Source organism: Microbacterium sp. K41 (assembly GCF_004794395.1).
GTDB lineage: Bacteria > Actinomycetota > Actinomycetes > Actinomycetales > Microbacteriaceae > Microbacterium > Microbacterium sufflavum.
Genome location: NZ_SSDO01000170.1, coordinates 1 through 20,635 on the forward strand (window position 1 = coordinate 1; position 20,635 = coordinate 20,635).

Consider the following 20,635-nt stretch of genomic DNA (forward strand, 5'->3'; position numbering starts at 1 on the left):
GCTGGACCTGTGCGCCGGGCCCGGCGGCAAGACGGCGCTGCTGGCCGCGATCGCCCGCGAGCACGGGGTGGCGCTGGAGGCCAACGAGGTCGTGCCGACGCGCGCTCGACTGGTGCGGAAGGCCCTGCGCGCCGTTCCCGGAGACGTGATCGTGCACGAGAGCGACGGGAGAGAGCTGGCGCGCGAGCACACCGGCGGGTTCGACCGCATCCTCGTGGACGCGCCGTGCACCGGGCTGGGAGCGCTGCGGCGTCGTCCGGAGGCGCGCTGGCGCAAGACGCCCGCCGATGTGGCCGAGCTCGTGCCGCTGCAGGTGGAGCTGCTGTCCGCCGCTCTCGACGCGCTGGCTCCGGGCGGTGTCGTGGCCTATGTCACGTGCTCGCCGCACCTGGCCGAGACGACCGGGGTCGTGCAGGAGGTGCTGCGGGAGCGCGCCGACGTGGTGGAGCTGGATGCGCGGCGCGTGGTGCGCGACGTCTCCCGCTCGCCGATCGACCTCGCCGACGACGGTCGTGCCGCCACGGGCAGCGCCCAGCTGTGGCCGCACCGCCACGGCACCGACGCCATGTTCCTCGCGCTCCTGCAGCGCACCGACGACACCGAAGGGTAGGACAGAGACCGTGGAGCTTCCTCGCGCACCGCGCATCAACCCGAGCATCCTCGCCGCCGACTTCGTCAACATGCAGACGGAGCTCGCCCGCATCGCGACGGCCGACTTCGCCCACGTCGACGTGATGGACAACCATTTCGTGCCCAACCTCACGTTCGGGCCGCAGATGGTGCAGCGCATCCAGGAGACCAGTCCCGTCCCGCTCGACGTGCACCTCATGATCACGGACCCCGAGCGCTGGGCACCCGGGTACGCGGAGCTGGGCGCGGCGAGCGTCACCTTCCACCTGGAGGCCGCGGTCGACCCGGTGTCGCTCGCGCGGCGGTTGCGCGACATCGGTGCCAGAGCCGGTGTCGCGGTCAAGCCGGACACCCCGGTCGAAGGACTGTTCCCTGTCCTCGACGAGTTCGACCAGATCCTGGTGATGACGGTGGAGCCCGGATTCGGCGGTCAGGGGTTCATGCCGGAGACGATGCCGAAGCTGCGCGCGCTGTCGGAGGAGGCACGACGTCGAGGGTCGCAGGTGTGGCTCCAGGTCGACGGGGGGATCTCCGACGACACGATCGCGCAGGCGGCGGCCGCGGGGGCGGACACCTTCGTCGCGGGCTCGGCCGTGTACGGGCAGGACGACGTGGAGGCGGCGGTCTCGCGGCTCAGGCACCTCGCGCGAGCCGCTAGCCTGGAATCGTGAAGACTTTCGACGAGCTGTTCGCCGAGCTCAGCGTCAAGGCCGAGACCCGACCGGAAGGGTCTGGCACGGTCGCGGAGCTCGACGGCGGCGTGCACACGATCGGCAAGAAGATCGTCGAGGAGGCCGCCGAGGTGTGGATGGCGGCCGAGTACGAGTCCGACGAGGCGGCGGCGGAGGAGATCTCGCAGCTGCTGTACCACCTGCAGGTGATGATGCTCGCGAAGGGCCTCACCCTGCAGGACGTCTATCGACATCTGTGATGCGCTCCGCCCCCACTCCTTCGAACTGAAAGCCGTTCATGCTGCGCATCGCCGTTCCCAACAAGGGCTCGCTGTCCGAGACCGCCGCCGAGATGCTCGCGGAGGCGGGCTACGCCGGCCGCCGCGACCCCAAGACCCTGCACGTCGTCGACACCGAGAACGACGTCGAGTTCTTCTTCCTGCGTCCGCGTGACATCGCCACGTACGTCGCCTCCGGCGCTCTCGACGTCGGCATCACCGGACGCGACCTGCTGCTCGACGTGCAGCAGCCGGCGCGCGAGATCGAGCAGCTCGGCTTCGGCGCGTCGACGTTCCGCTTCGCCGGCCCTCCCGGACGCTTCACGTCGATCGACGACCTCGACGGCGTGCGCGTGGCCTCGGCCTACCCCGGACTGGTGGGCTCGTTCCTCCGGGAGCACGGCGTGAACGCCGAGCTGGTGCAGCTCGACGGTGCGGTGGAGTCGGCCGTGCGCCTCGGCGTCGCCGATGCCGTCGCCGACGTGGTCTCCACGGGGACCACGCTGCGACAGGCGGGGCTGGAGATCTTCGGCCCCGTCATCCTGGAGTCCGAGGCCGTGCTGATCAGCCGCCCGGGTGACGCGGACGGCGTCGACACGCTGCTGCGCCGTCTCCGAGGCGTCATGGTGGCCCGCCGGTACGTGCTCCTCGACTACGACCTGCCGACCGAGCTGGTCGACCAGGCGGTCGCGATCGCTCCCGGCCGGGAGTCGGCCACCATCTCCCCGCTGCGCGACCCGGCCTGGGTGGCCGTGCGCGTGATGATCCCGCGTCGCCGGGTCAACCAGGTGATGGACGACCTGTACGCGCTGGGGGCCAGGGCGATCCTCGTCACGGCGATCCACGCGGCGAGGCTCTGATGACTCTCGCAAGCAGGGTCATCCCGTGCCTCGATGTGGCCGACGGCCGCGTCGTGAAGGGCGTGAACTTCGAGAACCTGCGCGACATGGGGGATCCGGTCGAGCTCGCCCGGCACTATGCGGCGCAGGGCGCGGACGAGATCACCTTCCTCGATGTGACCGCGACCGTCGACGCGCGGGCCACGACCTACGACGTCGTGCAGCGCACCGCCGAGCAGGTGTTCGTGCCGCTGACGGTCGGCGGGGGAGTGCGCAGCGTGGAGGACGTGGCCCGGCTGCTGTCCGTCGGCGCCGACAAGGTGGGGGTGAACTCCGCCGCGATCGCCCGGCCCGGGCTGATCGGCGAGATCGCGGACCGCTTCGGCGCTCAGGTGCTCGTGCTCTCGCTCGACGTGAAGCGCGCCGACACGACGCATTCCGGTTTCGTCGTCACGACGCACGGCGGTCGCACGCAGACCACGCTGGACGCTCTCGACTGGGCCAGGGAGGCCGCGGAGCGCGGGGCGGGTGAGCTGCTGGTGAACTCGATCGACGCGGACGGTACGCGCGACGGGTTCGACCTGGAACTCGTCCGGCTCATGCGCGAGGCGGCGCCGGTGCCCGTGATCGCCTCCGGCGGCGCCGGACGAGCGACCGATTTCGCCCCGGCCATCAAGGCGGGTGCCGACGCCGTGCTCGCGGCGAGCGTCTTCCACACGGGAGCGCTCACGGTCGGCGACGTGAAGGACGCGCTGCGCGCGGAGGGGGTGCTGGTCCGATGACGGAGGCGCAGCAGGGGCAGAGCGAGCCGGATGTCGAGGCGCGCATCGCCCAGGTGGCTTTCACGGCCGAGGGCCTGGCGCCCGCGATCGTGCAGCAGTGGGACACGCGCGAGGTGCTGATGCTCGCATGGGTCGATGCGGAGGCGCTGCGGCGCACGCTCACGTCGGGTCGTGCGACGTACTGGTCGCGGTCCCGGCAGGAGTACTGGCGCAAGGGCGACACCTCCGGGAACATCCAGGTGGTGCGCGAGGCCCGACTCGACTGCGACGGCGACGCGATCCTGCTGCTGGTCGACCAGACCGGCCCGGCGTGCCACACGGGGACCCGCACGTGCTTCGACACGACCGACCTGGGTGCCGTCGACGGATCGGCGTCGTCGTGAGCCTCGCCCGGCGGGGGCGCTCGCTCGCGGTCTCCGGCTTCCTGCTCGCCGGCGCCCTCGGCATCATCTCCTCCACGCAGACCTGGTTCACGGTCGAGCGCGCCGATGCGGGAGAGGCGATCCTCGTGCCGGGGGCCGCGGCGATGGTGCTGCTCGCGCCGCTGAGCCTCGCGGTGCTGGCGCTCGGCGCGGCCCTGTCGATCGCCGGTCGCGCGGTGCGGCTGGTCTTCGGGGTGCTCGCCGCGGTCGCGGCGGTGTTCCTCGGCTGGTCGACCGTGCAGCTGCTGGTCGCTGAGCCCTTCGACGCCGTCGCCGCGACCGTGACCGAGACCACGGGGCTCGCGGGCGACACCGCCGTGCACGAGGTGGCGGCGCACATCGTGGCGTCCGCGTGGCCGTGGGTCGCGCTCGTCGGCTGGGTGATCCTGCTGCTCGCGGCCGTGCTGGTACTGGTCACCTGGCGTCAGTGGAAGTCGGGCGGCCGCCGTTACCGCACCGAGACCGCGCACCCCGCGACGCACGAGGGCCCGGTCGACGCGGTCGACTCGTGGGACGACCTGTCCCGCGGGACGGATCCCACGCGCTGACCCCGATAGACTGAACACATCCGCACGTCGTCCCCGGAGGAAACATGACCAACCCGATCGCCGACCCTGGCCACGGACACTCGCCTGCGGCCTGGACCGCCGTCGTGATCATGCTCGTCGGCTTCACCGCCGCGACCGTCGCGTTCTGCTTCGAGCAGCCGACCCTGGTCTGGATCTCCGCCGCGCTGATCCCGATCGGGGCCATCGTGGGTTGGGCGCTCGCGAAGGCGGGCTACGGCGTGAAGGGCCCCAAGTACTCCCCGAAGGCGCACTAGTGGTCCTCGCCGACCTGACGGCCGGCGCTGTCGCAGACGCCGAGCGTCGCTCCCTCTCCCGGCCGATCGAGGTCGTCGAGCGCGAGGCTCTCGCGCGCCCGGCGGCGAAGGACGCCCTGGCGTTCCTCGCTCCCGCCGAGCGGGTCAAGATCATCGCCGAGGTCAAGCGGGCGAGCCCGTCCCGTGGCGCACTCGCCGAGATCCCGGACCCCGCCCACCAGGCGTCGCTGTACGAGCAGGGCGGCGCCTCGGCGATCAGCGTCCTGACCGAGGAGCGCCGTTTCGGGGGCAGTCTGGCGGATCTCGAGGCCGTGACCGCGCGGGTGTCGCTGCCGGTGCTGCGCAAGGACTTCATCGCCACGCGGTATCAGGTGCTGGAGGCGCGGGCGGCGGGTGCTGATCTCGTCCTGCTGATCGTCGCCGGGCTCGAGCCGGAGGTGCTGCGCGACCTGTACGCGTTCATCCTGGAGCTCGGCATGACCCCGCTCGTCGAGACGCACTCGGCGGAGGAGCTCGACGTGGCGATCGATCTCGGCGCCGCGCTGATCGGCGTGAACGCGCGCGACCTGAAGACCCTCGAGCTCGACCGTGACCTCTTCGGTCGGCTCGTCGACCGCATCCCGGACACGGCGATCAAGATCGCGGAGTCCGCGGTGCTCACCCCCGCCGATGTCGCGCACTACCGTTCGGCCGGTGCCGACGTCGTGCTGATCGGTGAGGCCCTGGTGACCGGAGATCCGGTCGCCACGCTCGAGAGCTTCCTGGAGGCGAAGTGAGTCTGCGTGACCAGCACGGCCCGTACTTCGGTGACTTCGGCGGCCGGTTCATGCCGGAGTCGCTGATCGCCGCGATCGACGAGCTGACGGTCGCGTACGAGGAGGCGATCGCCGATCCGGAGTTCCGTGCCGAGCTGGCCCACCTGCTGTCCTCCTACGCCGGACGCCCCTCGGCGCTGACCGAGGCGCCGCGGTTCGCCGAGCACGCCGGGGGCGCGCGGGTGTTCCTCAAGCGCGAGGACCTCAACCACACCGGCTCGCACAAGATCAACAACGTGCTGGGCCAGGCGCTGCTCACCAAGCGCCTCGGCAAGACCCGGGTGATCGCCGAGACGGGTGCAGGACAGCACGGTGTCGCGACGGCCACCGCGGCGGCCCTGTTCGGCCTGGACTGCACGATCTACATGGGCGAGGTCGACACCGAGCGTCAGGCGCTGAACGTCGCCCGCATGCGCCTGCTGGGCGCCGAGGTCGTGCCGGTGACCTCGGGCTCGCGCACGCTGAAGGACGCGATCAACGACGCGTACCGCGACTGGGTCGCCTCGGTCGAGACCACGAACTACATCTTCGGCACCGCCGCGGGGCCGCATCCGTTCCCGGCGATGGTCCGCGATTTCCAGAAGATCATCGGCGAGGAGGCGCGCGCCCAGCTGCTCGACGAGGTGGGCCGGCTGCCCGACGCGGTGTTCGCGTGCGTGGGCGGCGGCTCGAACGCGATCGGCATGTTCGACGCGTTCCTCGACGACGAGGGCGTGCGCCTGTACGGCGTCGAGGCGGCCGGCGACGGAGTGGACACCCCGCGGCACGCGGCGTCGATCGAGCGCGGTCGTCCCGGTGTGCTGCACGGCGCGAAGACCTATGTCCTGCAGGACGAGGACGGCCAGACGGTCGAGTCGCACTCGATCTCCGCCGGGCTCGACTATCCCGGCGTCGGCCCGGAGCACTCGTGGCTGGCCGACATCGGCCGCGCGGAGTACATCCCGGCGACCGACGACGAGGCGATGCAGGCCCTGCGGCTGCTGAGCCGCACCGAGGGCATCATCCCGGCGATCGAGTCCGCGCACGCCCTCGCGGGAGCCCTGCGGATCGGCCGCGAGCTCGGACCGGACGCCGTCCTGGCGATCTGCCTCTCCGGCCGGGGCGACAAGGACATGGACACGGCCGCCCGGTACTTCGAGCTCTACGACGAGGCGGCACTCGCGCACGACGCGACCGAGGAGAGCTCCGCCGAAGAAGCCGCCTCGAAGGGAGAGCCGCAGCTGTGAGCCGCGTCGAACAGGCCATCCAGCGCGCGCACGACGCCGGCCGCAGCGCCTTCGTCGGCTACCTGCCCGTCGGCTTCCCCGACCTGGAGACGAGCATCCAGGCGGCGATCGCTCTCGCCGAGAACGGCGTGGACATCATCGAGCTCGGGCCGCCCTACAGCGACCCCGTGATGGACGGCGCGATCATCCAGGAGGCGACGACCGCCGCCCTCGCCGCCGGCTTCCGGATGAAGGACCTCTTCACCGCGATCCGCGCCATCACCGCCGCGACCGACGTCCCGGTGCTCGTGATGACCTACTGGAACCCCGTGCTGCAGTACGGCGTCGATCGCTACGCCGACGACCTGCTGGCGGCGGGCGGCGCCGGGCTGATCACGCCCGACATCACGCCGGACGCGGCGGCGGAGTGGATCGCGGCGAGCGAGCGGACCGGGCTCGACCGGGTGTTCCTGGCCGCGCCGACCTCGTCGGACGAGCGCCTCGAGCTCGTGGTGAAGTCGTCGACCGGTTTCGTGTACACCGTCTCCACGATGGGCATCACGGGGGAGCGGGCCGAGCTCGACCGCGCCGCACGCACCCTCGTCGCCCGCCTGCGCGAGCACGGCGCCCGGCGCGCCTGCGTCGGAATCGGCATCTCCACCGCCGAGCAGATCGCCGGTGTCTCCGAGTACGCCGACGGCGCCATCGTCGGCACCGCGCTCGTGCGCGCCCTGCGCGACGGCGGCGTCCCCGCCCTCGCGGCCGTCGCCCGAACCCTCGCCACCGGCACGTCGTCGGTGCGCTCCGTCCCCGAGAACTAGAATCGCACTCATGTCCCTCGCGCTCCCCAGCAGCTTCACCGGCGTGCTCGCCAGCATCCCGAGTCCTCCCGTCGCGTACTTCGACCTGGGCCCGGTGCGGATCCACTTCTACGCGCTCTGCATCATCGCCGGCATCATCGTCGCGGTGCTGCTGACCAACCACCGCCTCACGAAGCGCGGTGCGGAGCCGTGGGTCGTGATCGACATCTCGATCCTCGCGGTGCCGCTGGCCATCATCGGCGCCCGCATCTTCCACGTGCTGACCCACCCGAACTTCTACTTCGGCGAGGGCAAGAACACCTGGAACCCCTTCGAGCCCGGCTCGGTGTGGGCGATCTGGGAGGGCGGCATCGCCATCTTCGGCGCGCTGATCGGCGGCGCCATCGGCGCGTACCTCGGCTGCCGCTGGACCGGTATCCGCTTCTGGACGTTCGCCGACGCACTCGCTCCCGGGCTGCTGCTCGCGCAGGCCATGGGCCGGTTCGGCAACTGGTTCAACCACGAGCTCTTCGGCCTGCCGACCGACCTGCCCTGGGGCCTCGAGATCGAGTCCACCAACTCGGCCTTCCCTCCCGGGCTCCCCGAGGGCACGCTGTTCCACCCGACGTTCCTGTACGAGGTGCTGTGGAACGGGCTCGGCGTGATCGTGCTGCTGTGGCTGAGCCGCAAGCTCTTCTTCCAGTGGGGCCGGCTGTTCGCGATCTACCTCATCTGGTACAGCGCTGGTCGCATCGTGTGGGAGTCGATCCGCATCGACCCGAGCGAGATCATCCTGGGTCTGCGCAGCAACGTCTGGGCGGCGATCATCGGCGTCGTCGTCGGCCTCGTCATCCTCGTGGTGCAGACGCGCCGTCACCCGGGTCTGGAGCCTTCGCCGTATCAGCCCGGCCGCGGCCGGAAGGACCTGGACGCTGATGTACAATCGCAAGACAATCCCTCTGATTTCGTGGACGTGAGCGAGCCTCCGACCGACGAGGTCACCGCAGGAGCCACCGCCACAAGCACTGCTCCCACGAGCGAGGACGGCTCCCGATAACGCCGCGTCCCGCGGCGGGAGAACCATTGCACTGAACGAGCGGGCCGACGACGTCCCCGGGTTTCACTGAAGATCTGAGGACGGTAACTGGTGTACTTCCAGCCCCCTTACGGCGCCTCCGGCGCATACCCCCCGAAGCAGGGCATGTACAACCCGGCGTTCGAGAAGGACGCCTGCGGCCTGGCCATGGTCGCAACGCTGCGCGGCGAAGCCGGGCACGACATCATCGCGCTGGCCCTCGAGGCCCTGCGCAACCTGGAGCACCGCGGGGCCATCGGGTCCGACGCGGGCACGGGAGACGGGGCCGGCATCCTCACGCAGATGCCAGACGCCTTCCTCCGCGCGGTCACCGGCTTCGAACTGCCGCCCGTGGGGGAGTACGCCGCAGGACTCGCGTTCCTGCCTCGCGACTCGAGCGAGCGCCGCCAGCAGAAGGCCGGCATCGAGAAGATCGCGCGCGCCGAGGGCCTCCGCGTCCTCGGGTGGCGTGAGGTCCCCACCGCGAACGAGAACCTCGGCAAGCTCGCCGACGAGGCCCGCCCCGCGTTCGAGCAGCTCTTCGTGAGCGCCGGCGGGGCCACGCACGCCGACGCGCCGCTCACCGGTATCGCCCTCGACCGCGTCGCCTACCGCCTGCGCAAGCGGGCCGGCCACGAGCTCGGCGCCTACTTCGTGTCGCTGTCCAGCCGCACCCTCGGCTACAAGGGCATGGTCACCACGCTGCAGCTGGAGCCGTTCTACCCCGACCTGCAGGATGAGCGGTTCGCGTCCGAGCTCGCGGTCGTGCACTCCCGCTACTCCACCAACACGTTCCCGTCGTGGCCGCTCGCGCAGCCGCTGCGCATGCTGGCGCACAACGGCGAGATCAACACGGTCGGCGGCAACCGCAACTGGATGCGCGCCCGCCAGTCGCAGCTCGAGTCCGAGCTGCTCGGCGACATCTCGCCGCTGCTGCCCATCTGCACCGACGGCGCGAGCGACTCGGCCTCGTTCGACGAGGTGCTCGAGCTGCTCACCCTGACCGGTCGCAGCCTGCCGCACGCGATCATGATGATGGTGCCGGAGGCGTACGAGAAGCAGGCCGACATCACGCCGGAGCTGCGCGCGTTCTACGAGTACCACTCCAACCAGATGGAGCCGTGGGACGGCCCGGCCGCGCTCATCTTCACCGACGGCACGCTGGTCGGCGCGACGCTCGACCGCAACGGACTGCGCCCGGGGCGCTGGACCGAGACCACCGACGGACTGGTCGTGATCGGCTCGGAGACGGGCGTGCTGCACTTCGAGCCCGAGCGCATCAAGCGCCGCGGGCGTCTGCAGCCCGGCAAGATGTTCCTCGTCGACACGGCACAGCGCCGCATCGTCGAAGATCGCGAGATCAAGCAGGAGCTGGCCACGCTGCACCCGTGGCAGGAGTGGCTCGACGCGGGGGCCGTGCGCCTGGCCGACCTGCCCGAGCGCGAGCACATCGTGCACCCGCCGGCGTCGATCACCCGCCGCCAGCGCACCTTCGGGTACACCGAGGAAGAAGTGCGCATCCTGCTGACCCCCATGGGCCAGACCGGCGTCGAGCCGCTCGGTGCCATGGGCTCGGACACCCCGATCGCGGTGCTCAGCAAGCGACCGCGACTGCTGTTCGACTACTTCACGCAGCAGTTCGCCCAGGTCACGAACCCGCCGCTGGACTCGATCAGGGAAGAGGTCGTCACGAGCCTCAAGCTCGGCCTCGGTCCCGAGTCGAACCTGCTCAGCTGGGGTCCGGAGCACACCCGCACGGTGTCGCTCGACTTCCCCGTGATCGACAACGACGAACTGGCGAAGATCCGCCACATCGACAAGGCGCTGCCCGGCCGGTCGAGCGCGACGATCCGCGGCCTGTACCACTTCGACTCCGGCCCGCACTCGCTCGCCGAGCGCCTGACGGAGATGTGCGCCGAGGTCGACCAGGCCATCGCGGACGGCGCGGAGTTCCTCATCCTGTCCGACCGCGACTCCAACAAGGACCTCACGCCCATCCCGTCGCTGCTCATGGTGTCGGCGATCCACCACCACCTCATCCGGCGCGAGAACCGCATGAAGGTGGGTCTGATCGTCGAGGCCGGCGACGTGCGCGAGGTGCACCACGTCGCGACGCTGATCGGCTACGGCGCGTCGGCGATCAACCCGTACCTGGCGATGGAGACGGTCGAGCACCTCGTCCGCACCGGCTACATCACCGGCATCACGCCCGAGAAGGCGGTCAAGAACCTGATCTACGCGCTCGGCAAGGGCGTGCTGAAGATCATGTCGAAGATGGGCATCTCCACCGTGTCGTCGTACGCCGGCGCCCAGGTGTTCGAGGCCGTCGGTCTCAGCCAGGAGTTCATCGACGCCTACTTCACCCGCACGGAGTCGAAGCTGGGCGGCATCGGGATCGAGGAGATCTTCGCCGAGAACCAGGCGCGGCACGACTACGCGTACCCCGAGGATGCCGCAGCCCGCGCGCACGAGCGCCTGTGGACGGGCGGCGAGTACCAGTGGCGCCGCGACGGCTCCCCGCACCTGTTCAACCCGGAGACGGTTTTCAAGCTGCAGCACTCCACCCGGACGCGGCGGTACGACATCTTCCGTGAGTACACGAAGCTCGTGGACGAGCAGGCCGCCGAGCTCAAGACCCTCCGCGGACTCTTCACGCTGCGCACCGGCACCCGCAAGCCGGTCCCGCTCGACGAGGTCGAGCCGGTGTCCGCGATCGTGAAGCGCTTCTCGACCGGGGCGATGAGCTACGGCTCCATCTCCAAGGAGGCGCACGAGACCCTGGCGATCGCGATGAACCGGATCGGCGGCAAGTCGAACACCGGTGAGGGCGGCGAGGACCCCGACCGCCTGGTCGACCCCGAGCGACGCAGTGCGATCAAGCAGGTGGCCTCCGGCCGCTTCGGCGTCACGAGCCTGTACCTCACCGAGGCGGACGACATCCAGATCAAGCTCGCCCAGGGCGCGAAGCCCGGCGAGGGCGGTCAGCTGCCGCCCACGAAGGTGTACCCGTGGGTCGCGCGCACGCGTCACGCCACCGCCGGCGTCGGGCTCATCTCGCCGCCGCCGCACCACGACATCTACTCGATCGAAGACCTCAAGCAGCTCATCTTCGACCTGAAGCGCGCGAACCCCGAGGCGCGCATCCACACGAAGCTGGTGAGCCAGTCCGGCATCGGTGCGGTGTCGGCGGGTGTGGCGAAGGCGCTGAGCGACGTCATCCTGGTGTCCGGCCACGACGGCGGCACGGGCGCGAGCCCGCTGAACTCCCTCAAGCACGCGGGTACCCCCTGGGAGCTGGGGCTCGCCGAGACGCAGCAGACGCTGATGCTCAACGGCATGCGCGACCGCGTGGTGGTGCAGGTCGACGGCCAGCTCAAGACCGGGCGCGACGTCGTGATCGGCGCGCTGCTCGGCGCGGAGGAGTTCGGCTTCGCGACGGCTCCGCTCGTGGTGAGCGGCTGCATCATGATGCGCGTCTGCCACCTGGACACCTGCCCGGTCGGCGTCGCCACGCAGAACCCGGTGCTGCGCGATCGGTTCACGGGCAAGCCGGAGTTCGTCGTCAACTTCATGGAGTTCATCGCGGAAGAGGTGCGCGAGCTCCTCGCCGAGCTGGGCTACCGCTCGATCGACGAGATCGTCGGACGCACCGAGCTCCTGGAGACGAATGCGGCCGTCGAGCACTGGAAGGCCGAGGGTCTCGACCTGAGCCCCGTGCTGGAGGGCCCGGCGTTCCCGGCCGGCGAGCCGCGCCGCAGCGGTCGCGCGCAGGACCACGAGCTCGACAAGCACTTCGACGTGCAGCTCATCGACATCGCGAAGGGGGCGCTGCTCAACGGCGAGCCCGTCGTGGTGGAGCTGCCGATCGCCAACACGGAGCGCGCGGTGGGCACGATGCTCGGCCATCAGGTGACGTCGCGGCACGGTGCCACCGGGCTGCCGAAGGAGACGATCGACGTCACCCTCACAGGGACCGCGGGGCAGTCGCTCGGCGCGTTCCTCCCGCCGGGCATCATCCTCCGCCTCGAGGGCGACGCGAACGACTACGTCGGCAAGGGCCTCTCGGGCGGCGACATCACGATCCGTCCGCCGCGCGGGGCGTCGATCGCACCGCACGAGAATGTGATCGCGGGCAACGTGATCGGCTACGGCGCGACCTCGGGCACGATGTTCATCTCCGGTGTCGTCGGCGAGCGGTTCCTGGTGCGCAACTCCGGGGCGACCGCGGTCGTCGAAGGCGTGGGCGACCACGCCCTGGAGTACATGACCGGCGGGCTCGCGGTGATCCTCGGGCCGACCGGGCGCAACTTCGGCGCCGGCATGTCCGGGGGAGTGGCCTATGTGCACGCCCTCGACACCGCGAAGGTGAACGCGCAGTCGCTCGGCAGCGGAGAGCTGCGGCTGGAGCCGCTGGACCGCGCCGACCTGGAGGTGCTGCGCGGACTGCTCGTCGAGCACGTCGAACGTACGGCGTCCCCGCGCGCGACCGAGCTGCTGGACGACTTCGACGCGCGCGCGGCGGAGTTCGTGAAGGTGCTTCCCCGTGACTTCGCCGCCGTGCGGAGCATGCGCGAGGAGGCTCTGGCCGAGGGGATCGACCCCGACGGCGACATCGTGTGGAACCGCATCCTGGAGGTGACCGGTGGCTGACCCCAAAGGCTTTCTGAAGGTGACCGAGCGGGAACTTCCCGCTCGCCGTCCGGTGCCGGTGCGCATCATGGACTGGAAAGAGGTCTACGAGCCGGGCGACAAGGCCGTCCTGCGCCGTCAGGCCGGTCGCTGCATGGACTGCGGTGTCCCGTTCTGCCACTCGGGCTGCCCGCTCGGCAACCTCATCCCCGAGTGGAACGACCTCACGTGGCGCGGTGAGGGCCGGGCCGCGATCGAGCGCCTGCACGCGACGAACAACTTCCCTGAGTTCACCGGTCGCCTGTGCCCGGCGCCCTGCGAGAGCTCGTGCGTGCTGGGCATCAACCAGCCGGCGGTCACGATCAAGCAGATCGAGGTCTCCATCATCGACGAGGCCTTCGCGAAGGGCTGGGTCGAGCCCGAGCCGCCGCAGCGCCTCACCGGCAAGACGGTGGCCGTCGTCGGCTCGGGGCCCGCGGGCCTCGCCGCCGCCCAGCAGCTGACGCGCGCGGGGCACACGGTCGCGGTGTTCGAGCGCGACGATCGCATCGGCGGGCTGCTGCGCTACGGCATCCCCGACTTCAAGATGGAGAAGACGCAGCTCGAGACGCGTCTGCGCCAGATGCAGGAGGAGGGGACCCGGTTCCGTGCGGGTGTCGAGATCGGCAAGGACATCTCCTGGGCCGACCTCCGCGCGCGGTACGACGCGGTCGTGATCGCGACCGGTGCCACGGTTCCCCGCGACCTGCCCATCCCCGGGCGCGACCTCGACGGCGTGCACTTCGCGATGGAGTACCTCGTGGAGTCCAACCACGCGGTCGCCGGCGACGCGGTGCCAGGGCAGATCACGGCCGAGGGCAAGCACGTCATCGTGATCGGCGGCGGCGACACCGGTGCGGACTGCATCGGCACGGCGCACCGTCAGGGAGCGCTGAGCGTGACGAACCTGGCGATCGGCAAGCAGCCCGGCGACACGCGCCCCGACCACCAGCCGTGGCCGATGATGCCGACCGTGTTCGAGGTGTCGTCCGCGCACGAGGAGGGCGGGGAGCGCGTGTTCCTCGCCTCCACGGTGGAGTTCCTGTCGAACGAGGTCGGCGAGGTGCGCGCGCTGCGGGTGGCCGAGACCGAGTACATCGACGGACGCCGGGTTCCCAAGAGCGGCACCGAGCGGGAGATCCCCGCCGATCTCGTGCTCATCGCGATGGGCTTCACGGGTCCGGAGCAGGACGGCTACACGGAGGACACCCGTCCGCAGGTGACCGACCGCGGCTCCTTCCACCGCGACGCGTCGTACGAGTCGTCGGTGCCCGGCGTGTTCGTGGCCGGTGATGCCGGACGCGGGCAGTCGCTCATCGTGTGGGCCATCGCGGAGGGTCGTGCGGCGGCGGCGAACGTCGATCGCTACCTCATGGGCACCACGGTGCTGCCCGAGCCGGTGCGTCCGAGCGATGTCGCGATCGGTCTCCAGCCCGCGTAGGCTGGGGCAGGCACCGTCGCCCGAACGTTCATCCCCCACTTCTACCCTGGAGAGTTCTTTGAGACGCGCGAAAATCGTCGCCACTTTGGGTCCGGCCACCTCGACGTATGAGACGGTGCGTGCACTGATCGATGCGGGTGTGGACGTGGCACGTCTGAACCTCAGCCACGGCGACTACTCCGTGCACGAGAACAACTACGCGAACGTGCGTCGCGCAGCGGAGGACTCCGGCCGCGCCGTGGCGATCCTCGTCGACCTGCAGGGACCGAAGATCCGTCTCGGCCGTTTCGAGGACGGGCCGTACGAGCTCGCCAAGGGCGACATCTTCAAGATCACCACCGAAGACATCATCGGCAACAAGGAGATCTGCGGCACCACGTTCAAGGGGCTGCCCCAGGACGTGAAGCCCGGTGACTTCCTGCTGATCGACGACGGCAAGGTCCGCGTCGAGGTGGTCGAGACCGACGGCGTCACCGTCACCACGCGCGTGGTCGTCGCCGGCGCCGTGTCGAACAACAAGGGCATCAACCTGCCCGGTGTCGCCGTGAACGTCCCCGCTCTGAGCGAGAAGGACGAAGACGACCTGCGCTGGGGTCTGCGCACGGGTGCCGACCTCATCGCCCTGTCCTTCGTGCGCAACGCGGAAGACGTGTCGCGCGTGCACGAGATCATGGCGGAGGAGGGCGTGCGCGTCCCCGTGATCGCCAAGATCGAGAAGCCGCAGGCGGTCGATGCGCTGGAGGAGATCGTCGACGCGTTCGACGGCATCATGGTCGCCCGTGGCGACCTAGGTGTCGAGCTGCCTCTGGAGGCCGTGCCGATCGTGCAGAAGCGCGCGGTGGAGCTCGCCCGGCGCAACGCGAAGCCGGTGATCGTGGCGACGCAGATGCTCGAGTCGATGATCAACAGCCCGGTGCCCACGCGCGCGGAGACCTCCGACGTCGCGAACGCGGTGCTCGACGGCGCCGACGCGGTGATGCTCTCGGGCGAGACCAGCGTGGGCGACTACCCGGTCGTCGTGGTGGAGACCATGGCCCGCATCATCGAGTCCACCGAGGAGCACGGCCTGGAGCGGATCCTCCCGCTGACGACCAAGCCCCGCACGCAGGGTGGTGCCATCACGCTGGCCGCCCTCGAGGTCGCGGAGTTCGTCGACGCGAAGTTCCTCTGCGTCTTCACCCAGTCGGGCGACTCCGCCCGCCGCCTGTCGCGTCTGCGCTCGCGCATCCCGATGCTGGCGTTCACCCCGGAGCCGGCGATCCGTCGTCGGATGGCGCTCACGTGGGGCCTGCGCTCCACGCTGGTCGACATGGTCCAGCACACCGACCTGATGTACCACCAGGTCGACGAGTACCTGCTCCAGAACGGCCTGGCGGTCGAGGGCGACAAGGTCGTCGTGATCTCCGGTTCCCCTCCCGGGATCGTGGGCTCGACGAACGACCTCCGCGTGCACAAGGTGGGCGACGCGATGCGTGGTGCTGCGCCGATCTACAAGGCCGGCGTCTGACGCACGAGGTGTCCGTAAGGGGCGGGGCTACGGCCCCGCCCCTTCCGTATGTCCCGGGCCCGCGTCAACCCTCTGCGACCGCGCGGGCGGGGCGGATAGCGTGGGCGCATGGTCGTTCGTACGCGCCTCGTGCTCACGTCGGGGTTGATGTTCCGCCTTCGGGAGACTCCGCGACCGGCGGGATCCGTCGTCCCCACGATGGTGCTGGTGCACGGCATCGGCATGTCGCACCGCTACCTGTCCCGCCTGCACGAGAGGCTCGCTGAGCACACCCGTGTGGTGTCGGTGGATCTTCCGGGCTTCGGCGGACTGCCCAAGCCCTCCGTCGACGTCGGGGTCGAGCGGATGGGCAGCGCACTGGCCGAGGTGATCGGAACGCTCGGCGATGACCGCGTGGTGCTCGTCGGACACTCGATGGGCGCGCAATGGACCGTGGAGGCTGCTCTGCACCGCCCGGAGTACGTGCGCGCCGTGGTCGCGATCGGCCCGGTCGTGGACGAGCGGTGGCGCACGATTCCGGCACAGGCGCGTGCCCTCGCGATCGACACCGTGGGGGAGACGCCCGCGATCAACACGATCGTCTTCACCGACTACCTCCGCTGCGGCGTGCGTTGGTATCTGCGGCAGGCGCGCCACATGATCGGCTATCGGCTTCAGGAGCGGGTGGCGGAGCTGACCCTGCCGTTGCTGGTGATCCGCGGGGGAGCGGATCCGATCGCGGGTCGCGCGTGGTGCCGCCGGCTGCGCGACAGCGCCCGCGTCTCGCGTCTCGTCGAGATCCCCGGTCACCACCACGTGGCCCAGCAGTCCGCGCCCCGCGCCGTCGCGTCGGCGATCCTGGCGCACACGGCCGGTGCCTGGCCGCACGCTGCCACGTCGAGGAGCATGGACGAGAAGCGGAGCGCGCCATCGACGTCGTGAGGAGGCTGGGCTGGTGGGCCGCCGACTACGCGTATGCGGGGTTCTGGCAGGTGCGCTCCTTCTTCGGACGAGATGACGCGAGGGCGTTCACCGACGGCGATGGCGTGCCGATCGTGGTGCTCGCCGGGGTGTACGAGACGTGGCGGTTCCTGGAGCCGCTCATCGTCGCGCTGCACCGGCGGGGTCATCCGGTCCACGTGGTGGATGCGCTGCGGCGCAACCGGTTCCCGGTCGCGGACGAGGCGGAGCAGATCGCGGAGCATCTGCGTGCGCGCGACCTCACCGGGGTGATCCTCGTCGCGCACAGCAAGGGAGGTCTGGCGGGCAAGCTCGCCATGACCGGACCGGAGGGGCACCGCATCCGGGCGATGCTGGCGGTCGCGACGCCGTTCGGAGGTTCCCGGTACGCCCGGCGCATGCCGGGACGGGTGCTGCGCGCCTTCTCTCCGGACGACCCGTCCATCCTGGCGCTCGCGCGCGAGGTCGAGGTCAACGCCCGGATCGTGTCGGTCTATGCGGAGTTCGACCCGCACATCCCCGAGGGCAGCGCGTTGCCGGGAGCGAAGAACGTCGTGCTCGACACCGGCGGCCATTTCCGCATCCTCGCCCACCCCCGGGTGCTCGCCGAACTCGCGGCACTGGCGGAATCCTGAGCGCTCACCCGCAGGTATCGTGGGGCTCCCGTGGCGAGTCCAGCGTCGGGAGCCACAGGAGGAGCTCGGGCAGGGTCGCGTACGCCGCATAGCCGTGGTCGACCGCCGGGAACCGGTGGTAGGCGACATCGGTCCCCGCCGCGCAGAGGCGGGCGACGTACCCGTCGGTCGCGGCGGGACGCACGAGCTCGTCCGCCTCGCCCTGGCCGACGAGCACGGGGACCGTGATGGGCTGGCCGCCCGCGCTGTTCTCGGCGAGCATCGTCCGCCAGGGCTCGGTCGTGGCGGGATCGGCGGTGACGTAGGAGCCGACCAGGGGCTCGGCGATCGCGTGGATCTCCTCGGTGTGGGTCAGCAGGCAGAGCGCGGCCATGTCGGGAGTCGCAGCCGCGCCCTCCGGGGTCAGGATCGACAAGATGGCCTCCTCGCCGAACCGTTCGGCGTAGGCATCCCGGTAGGCGGCGATGGCGAACGAGGCGATGGTGATCCCGGAGACGTCGACGATGTCGTCGGTCATCAGGGCGTTGAGATCGGCCGCCGGCGCCGCCACCGCCACCCCGCGCACCGACAGCTCGGGCGCGTACGTCTCGGCGCGCTCGGCGGCGAAGAGCGCCGCCTGACCGCCCTGGGAGTGCCCCCACAGCACGACGCGAGCGCTCGTCCCCACGCCGTCGAGGCGGCCGGCCGCACGCACGATGTCCAGCACGCTGTTCGCCTCCGGGACGCCCAGCAGATAGGACGACGCGCCCTCCACACCGAGGCCCGGATAGTCGGTGGCCACGACGGCGTATCCCTCGGCGAGCAGCTCGTGCATCCCGGCGATGAGCTTGAACGGATCGAGCGCGAGCGACGGGGCGCACGCCGTCGCCGCTCCCGTGGTCGGGTGCGCCCAGGAGACGACCGTGCGTCCGTTCTCCGGCGCCGGCCCCTCGGGCACGACGACCAGGCCGGACACGGCGATGTCCGAACCGGCCAGGTCGCGGGAGTGGTACAGCACGCGCCACGCTCTCGTGCCGACGGGAGCACTGTCGATCTCCTCGGAGCGGATGAGCGAGCCCGGGGCTCCGGAGGGCAGCGGGGTCGGGGCGGTGACGAAGGCCGGATCGCTCGCGCGCTCCGCCTCCTCCGCGCTCGTGCGCCTGAACACCTCTGCGGCGATCAGGAGCAGGATGACGAGCGCGACCGCCAGGACGACGAGAGTGGCCCGCGCGGTGCGATGCGACCTCCGGGCATGAGCTGCCGGTGCGTCCCCGCTGTGCATAGAGCATGTATAGCGCACCGTGTGCCGGCGGTGGGACTCGAACCCACACGCCCTTTCGGACAAAGCATTTTGAGTGCTCCGCGTCTGCCATTCCGCCACGCCGGCCCGTGTGTCGCGTCTTCGACTGTAGCGCAGGGCGAGCCGATCACCCGGCGCCGATGAGCGCTTCGGCCGAGCGCCGCGCCCTCTCCAGTAGGATGGAGTCCGTGACCGAGCAAGAACAGGCTGAGCAGCCCACGGCATCCGCACCCCGACGCGTCGTCGTCGCCGAAGACGAGTCGCTGATCCGTCTCGACATCGTCGAGATCCTTCGCGACAACGGCTTCGATGTCGTCGGCGAAGCCGGTGACGGGGAGACGGCCGTCGCCCTCGCGACCGAGTTGCGCCCCGACCTGGTCATCATGGACGTCAAGATGCCCCAGCTCGATGGCATCAGCGCGGCCGAGAAGCTGCACAAGGGCAACATCGCCCCGGTCGTGCTGCTGACGGCCTTCAGCCAGAAGGAGCTCGTGGAGCGGGCGAGCGAGGCGGGCGCCCTGGCGTACGTCGTCAAGCCGTTCACCCCGAACGACCTGCTTCCGGCCATCGAGATCGCGCTCGCGCGTCACGAGCAGATCATCACGCTCGAGGCCGAGGTCGCCGACATGGTCGAGCGCTTCGAGACCCGCAAGCTGGTCGACCGCGCCAAGGGACTGCTGAACGAGAAGATGGGCCTGAGCGAGCCCGAGGCGTTCCGCTGGATCCAGAAGGCCTCGATGGATCGCCGCCTCACGATGCAGGACGTCGCGAAGGCCATCATCGAGCAGCTCGCCCCGAAGAAGTAGCCGGTCCGGTGCTCCGCCTCGACGCCGAGCACCTGCTGCGGCCCGTGCGTGCGGGCGACGGCCCCGGCATCGCCGCGGCCTACCGCGCGAATCGTGCACACCTGGCTCCGTGGGAGCCCGAGCGCGACGCCGCCTTCTTCACCGACGAGTGGCAGGAGCGGCACGTCGCGCAGTGCCTGGCGGAAGCCGAGGCGGGACGGAGCCTGCGGTTCGTCGTGGTCGGGGATGATGGTTCGATCCGCGGCCGCGTCAACCTGAACTCGATCGTCCGCGGCGCGTTCTGGAGCGCGGACCTCGGCTACTGGATCGACGCCTCACGGCTGCGGCGCGGGCTGGCCGGGCGTGCGGTGACCCTCGTCGCGGAGCACGCGAGGACGGAGCTCCACCTGCATCGGCTGCAGGCTGCCACGCTGCTCCACAACCTGGCTTCGCAGCGCGTGCTGGCGGGATGCGGTTTCGAGCGCATCGGCCTCGCGCCGAAGTACCTGAGCATCGCGGGGGAGTGGCAGGATCACCTGCTGTTCCAGCTTCTGCTGGAGGAGCCTCTCAGCGCACCGCGGGAACGTCCTTGATCATGTTGGTGATGCGGATCGTCGAGCAGCGTCGGCCCTGATCATCCGTGACGACGATCTCGTGCACCGTGATGCTGCGTCCGAGGTGCACCGGCGTGCATACCCCCGTGACGGTCCCGGAGGTCGCGGAGCGGGTGTGGGTCGCGTTGATGTCGACGCCGACCGCGAGGCGCCCCTCTCCGGCGTGGAGGTTCGCCGCCATCGAGCCGAGGGACTCGCCGAGCACGACATACGCGCCGCCGTGCATCAGGCCGACGGGCTGGGTGTTGCCGGCGACCGGCATGGTCGCGACGCACCGGTCGACGCCGAACTCCACGAACTCCATGCCCATCTTCTCGGCCAGTGCGCCCATGCCGCGGGCGGCTGCCCACTCGAGCCCTTCGCTGGTCGCGACCTCGCCCATGCATCCTCCTCTGCGGGTGTCCGTGCTCCTCGTTAGGCTGACAGG

General features: G+C 70.4%; 20 protein-coding genes, 1 tRNA gene and 1 pseudogene. 19 read left to right on the forward strand and 3 right to left on the reverse strand.

The window, feature by feature from the left end; translation table 11 throughout:
* From DW309_RS04490 to DW309_RS04570, 17 genes and pseudogenes are all read left to right on the forward strand, one after another.
* Positions 1-610, forward strand: a pseudogene (locus DW309_RS04490) (rRNA small subunit methyltransferase B); the annotation flags it as partial.
* 10 nt (positions 611-620) lie between these two features.
* On the forward strand, positions 621-1,301 hold the full coding sequence (gene rpe, locus DW309_RS04495; RefSeq protein WP_136032437.1) for a ribulose-phosphate 3-epimerase: 681 nt from the start codon (positions 621-623) through the stop codon (positions 1,299-1,301).
* Positions 1,298-1,561, forward strand: coding sequence for a phosphoribosyl-ATP diphosphatase (locus DW309_RS04500; RefSeq protein WP_136032435.1), 264 nt, complete (start codon positions 1,298-1,300; stop codon positions 1,559-1,561). The genes rpe and DW309_RS04500 overlap by 4 nt, the downstream gene beginning before the upstream one ends.
* A 38-nt stretch (positions 1,562-1,599) precedes the next feature.
* Complete coding sequence (gene hisG / locus DW309_RS04505) at positions 1,600-2,439, forward strand: ATP phosphoribosyltransferase (protein WP_136032433.1); 840 nt, start codon at positions 1,600-1,602, stop codon at positions 2,437-2,439.
* Positions 2,439-3,200 (forward strand): imidazole glycerol phosphate synthase subunit HisF, encoded by a 762-nt coding sequence (gene hisF / locus DW309_RS04510; RefSeq protein WP_136044687.1) that lies wholly within the window; start codon positions 2,439-2,441, stop codon positions 3,198-3,200. The genes hisG and hisF overlap by 1 nt, the downstream gene beginning before the upstream one ends.
* Positions 3,197-3,583 (forward strand): phosphoribosyl-AMP cyclohydrolase, encoded by a 387-nt coding sequence (hisI, locus tag DW309_RS04515; protein WP_136037335.1) that lies wholly within the window; start codon positions 3,197-3,199, stop codon positions 3,581-3,583. The genes hisF and hisI overlap by 4 nt, the downstream gene beginning before the upstream one ends.
* Positions 3,580-4,170, forward strand: coding sequence for a Trp biosynthesis-associated membrane protein (locus DW309_RS04520; protein ID WP_136032427.1), 591 nt, complete (start codon positions 3,580-3,582; stop codon positions 4,168-4,170). The genes hisI and DW309_RS04520 overlap by 4 nt, the downstream gene beginning before the upstream one ends.
* Before the next feature lie 44 nt (positions 4,171-4,214).
* Complete coding sequence (locus DW309_RS04525; protein ID WP_136032424.1) at positions 4,215-4,445, forward strand: HGxxPAAW family protein; 231 nt, start codon at positions 4,215-4,217, stop codon at positions 4,443-4,445.
* The gene (gene trpC, locus DW309_RS04530) at positions 4,445-5,221 is read left to right on the forward strand and encodes an indole-3-glycerol phosphate synthase TrpC (RefSeq protein WP_136044688.1); all 777 of its coding nucleotides are present in this window, start codon (positions 4,445-4,447) and stop codon (positions 5,219-5,221) included. Before DW309_RS04525 ends, trpC begins: the two co-directional genes overlap by 1 nt.
* Entirely contained in the window at positions 5,218-6,486 is a 1,269-nt protein-coding gene (trpB, locus tag DW309_RS04535; protein WP_136044689.1) for a tryptophan synthase subunit beta, read from the forward strand. The genes trpC and trpB overlap by 4 nt, the downstream gene beginning before the upstream one ends.
* Positions 6,483-7,286: a tryptophan synthase subunit alpha gene (gene trpA, locus DW309_RS04540; protein ID WP_136032418.1), complete on the forward strand. Its 804-nt coding sequence runs from the start codon at positions 6,483-6,485 to the stop codon at positions 7,284-7,286. Before trpB ends, trpA begins: the two co-directional genes overlap by 4 nt.
* A gap of 10 nt (positions 7,287-7,296) precedes the next feature.
* Positions 7,297-8,322, forward strand: a complete 1,026-nt coding sequence (gene lgt, locus DW309_RS04545; protein WP_136032416.1) for a prolipoprotein diacylglyceryl transferase — start codon at positions 7,297-7,299, stop codon at positions 8,320-8,322.
* Positions 8,323-8,466: 144 nt separating this feature from the next.
* Positions 8,467-12,990, forward strand: a complete 4,524-nt coding sequence (gltB, locus tag DW309_RS04550) for a glutamate synthase large subunit (protein WP_136044697.1) — start codon at positions 8,467-8,469, stop codon at positions 12,988-12,990.
* The gene (gltD, locus tag DW309_RS04555) at positions 12,983-14,449 is read left to right on the forward strand and encodes a glutamate synthase subunit beta (protein WP_136032414.1); all 1,467 of its coding nucleotides are present in this window, start codon (positions 12,983-12,985) and stop codon (positions 14,447-14,449) included. The genes gltB and gltD overlap by 8 nt, the downstream gene beginning before the upstream one ends.
* A gap of 58 nt (positions 14,450-14,507) precedes the next feature.
* Complete coding sequence (gene pyk / locus DW309_RS04560; RefSeq protein WP_136044690.1) at positions 14,508-15,956, forward strand: pyruvate kinase; 1,449 nt, start codon at positions 14,508-14,510, stop codon at positions 15,954-15,956.
* A 108-nt stretch (positions 15,957-16,064) separates the two neighbouring features.
* Entirely contained in the window at positions 16,065-16,877 is an 813-nt protein-coding gene (locus tag DW309_RS04565; protein ID WP_136044691.1) for an alpha/beta fold hydrolase, read from the forward strand.
* Positions 16,874-17,530 carry an esterase/lipase family protein gene (locus tag DW309_RS04570; protein WP_240753122.1) on the forward strand — a complete coding sequence of 219 codons (657 nt, stop codon included), beginning with the start codon at positions 16,874-16,876 and terminating at the stop codon, positions 17,528-17,530. The genes DW309_RS04565 and DW309_RS04570 overlap by 4 nt, the downstream gene beginning before the upstream one ends.
* 4 nt (positions 17,531-17,534) lie before the next feature.
* Here DW309_RS04570 and DW309_RS04575 read toward each other — a convergent pair whose 3' ends face one another.
* Together DW309_RS04575 and DW309_RS04580 are read right to left on the reverse strand one after the other, a co-directional pair.
* Positions 17,535-18,791, reverse strand: coding sequence for an alpha/beta fold hydrolase (locus tag DW309_RS04575; RefSeq protein WP_136044692.1), 1,257 nt, complete (start codon positions 18,789-18,791; stop codon positions 17,535-17,537).
* Positions 18,792-18,813: 22 nt separating this feature from the next.
* Positions 18,814-18,896, reverse strand: a tRNA-Leu gene (locus DW309_RS04580).
* 92 nt (positions 18,897-18,988) lie between these two features.
* Between DW309_RS04580 and DW309_RS04585 the strand changes: the two genes are divergently transcribed.
* Both DW309_RS04585 and DW309_RS04590 read left to right on the forward strand, forming a co-directional pair.
* Positions 18,989-19,615 carry an ANTAR domain-containing response regulator gene (locus DW309_RS04585; protein WP_206253382.1) on the forward strand — a complete coding sequence of 209 codons (627 nt, stop codon included), beginning with the start codon at positions 18,989-18,991 and terminating at the stop codon, positions 19,613-19,615.
* An 8-nt stretch (positions 19,616-19,623) separates the two neighbouring features.
* Entirely contained in the window at positions 19,624-20,187 is a 564-nt protein-coding gene (locus DW309_RS04590; protein WP_136044693.1) for a GNAT family N-acetyltransferase, read from the forward strand.
* Here the strand turns inward: DW309_RS04590 and DW309_RS04595 are convergent.
* A complete protein-coding gene (locus DW309_RS04595; RefSeq protein WP_136044694.1) occupies positions 20,162-20,590 on the reverse strand; it encodes a hotdog fold thioesterase in 429 nt (142 codons plus the stop codon). The genes DW309_RS04590 and DW309_RS04595 overlap by 26 nt on opposite strands.
* Positions 20,591-20,635 lie beyond the last annotated feature (45 nt).

What these genes read in the sequence shown, in the direction of transcription:
- hisF (WP_136044687.1), top strand. Translation starts at nt 2,439, where the DNA reads ATGACTCTCGCAAGCAGGGTCATCCCGTGCCTCGATGTGGCCGACGGC.
- DW309_RS04525 (WP_136032424.1), top strand. Translation starts at nt 4,215, where the DNA reads ATGACCAACCCGATCGCCGACCCTGGCCACGGACACTCGCCTGCGGCC.
- lgt (WP_136032416.1), top strand. Translation starts at nt 7,297, where the DNA reads ATGTCCCTCGCGCTCCCCAGCAGCTTCACCGGCGTGCTCGCCAGCATC.
- DW309_RS04595 (WP_136044694.1), bottom strand. Translation starts at nt 20,590, where the DNA reads ATGGGCGAGGTCGCGACCAGCGAAGGGCTCGAGTGGGCAGCCGCCCGC.
- gltB (WP_136044697.1), top strand. Translation starts at nt 8,467, where the DNA reads ATGTACAACCCGGCGTTCGAGAAGGACGCCTGCGGCCTGGCCATGGTC.
- hisI (WP_136037335.1), top strand. Translation starts at nt 3,197, where the DNA reads ATGACGGAGGCGCAGCAGGGGCAGAGCGAGCCGGATGTCGAGGCGCGC.
- DW309_RS04565 (WP_136044691.1), top strand. Translation starts at nt 16,065, where the DNA reads ATGGTCGTTCGTACGCGCCTCGTGCTCACGTCGGGGTTGATGTTCCGC.
- DW309_RS04585 (WP_206253382.1), top strand. Translation starts at nt 18,989, where the DNA reads ATGGAGTCCGTGACCGAGCAAGAACAGGCTGAGCAGCCCACGGCATCC.
- DW309_RS04575 (WP_136044692.1), bottom strand. Translation starts at nt 18,791, where the DNA reads ATGCACAGCGGGGACGCACCGGCAGCTCATGCCCGGAGGTCGCATCGC.
- hisG (WP_136032433.1), top strand. Translation starts at nt 1,600, where the DNA reads ATGCTGCGCATCGCCGTTCCCAACAAGGGCTCGCTGTCCGAGACCGCC.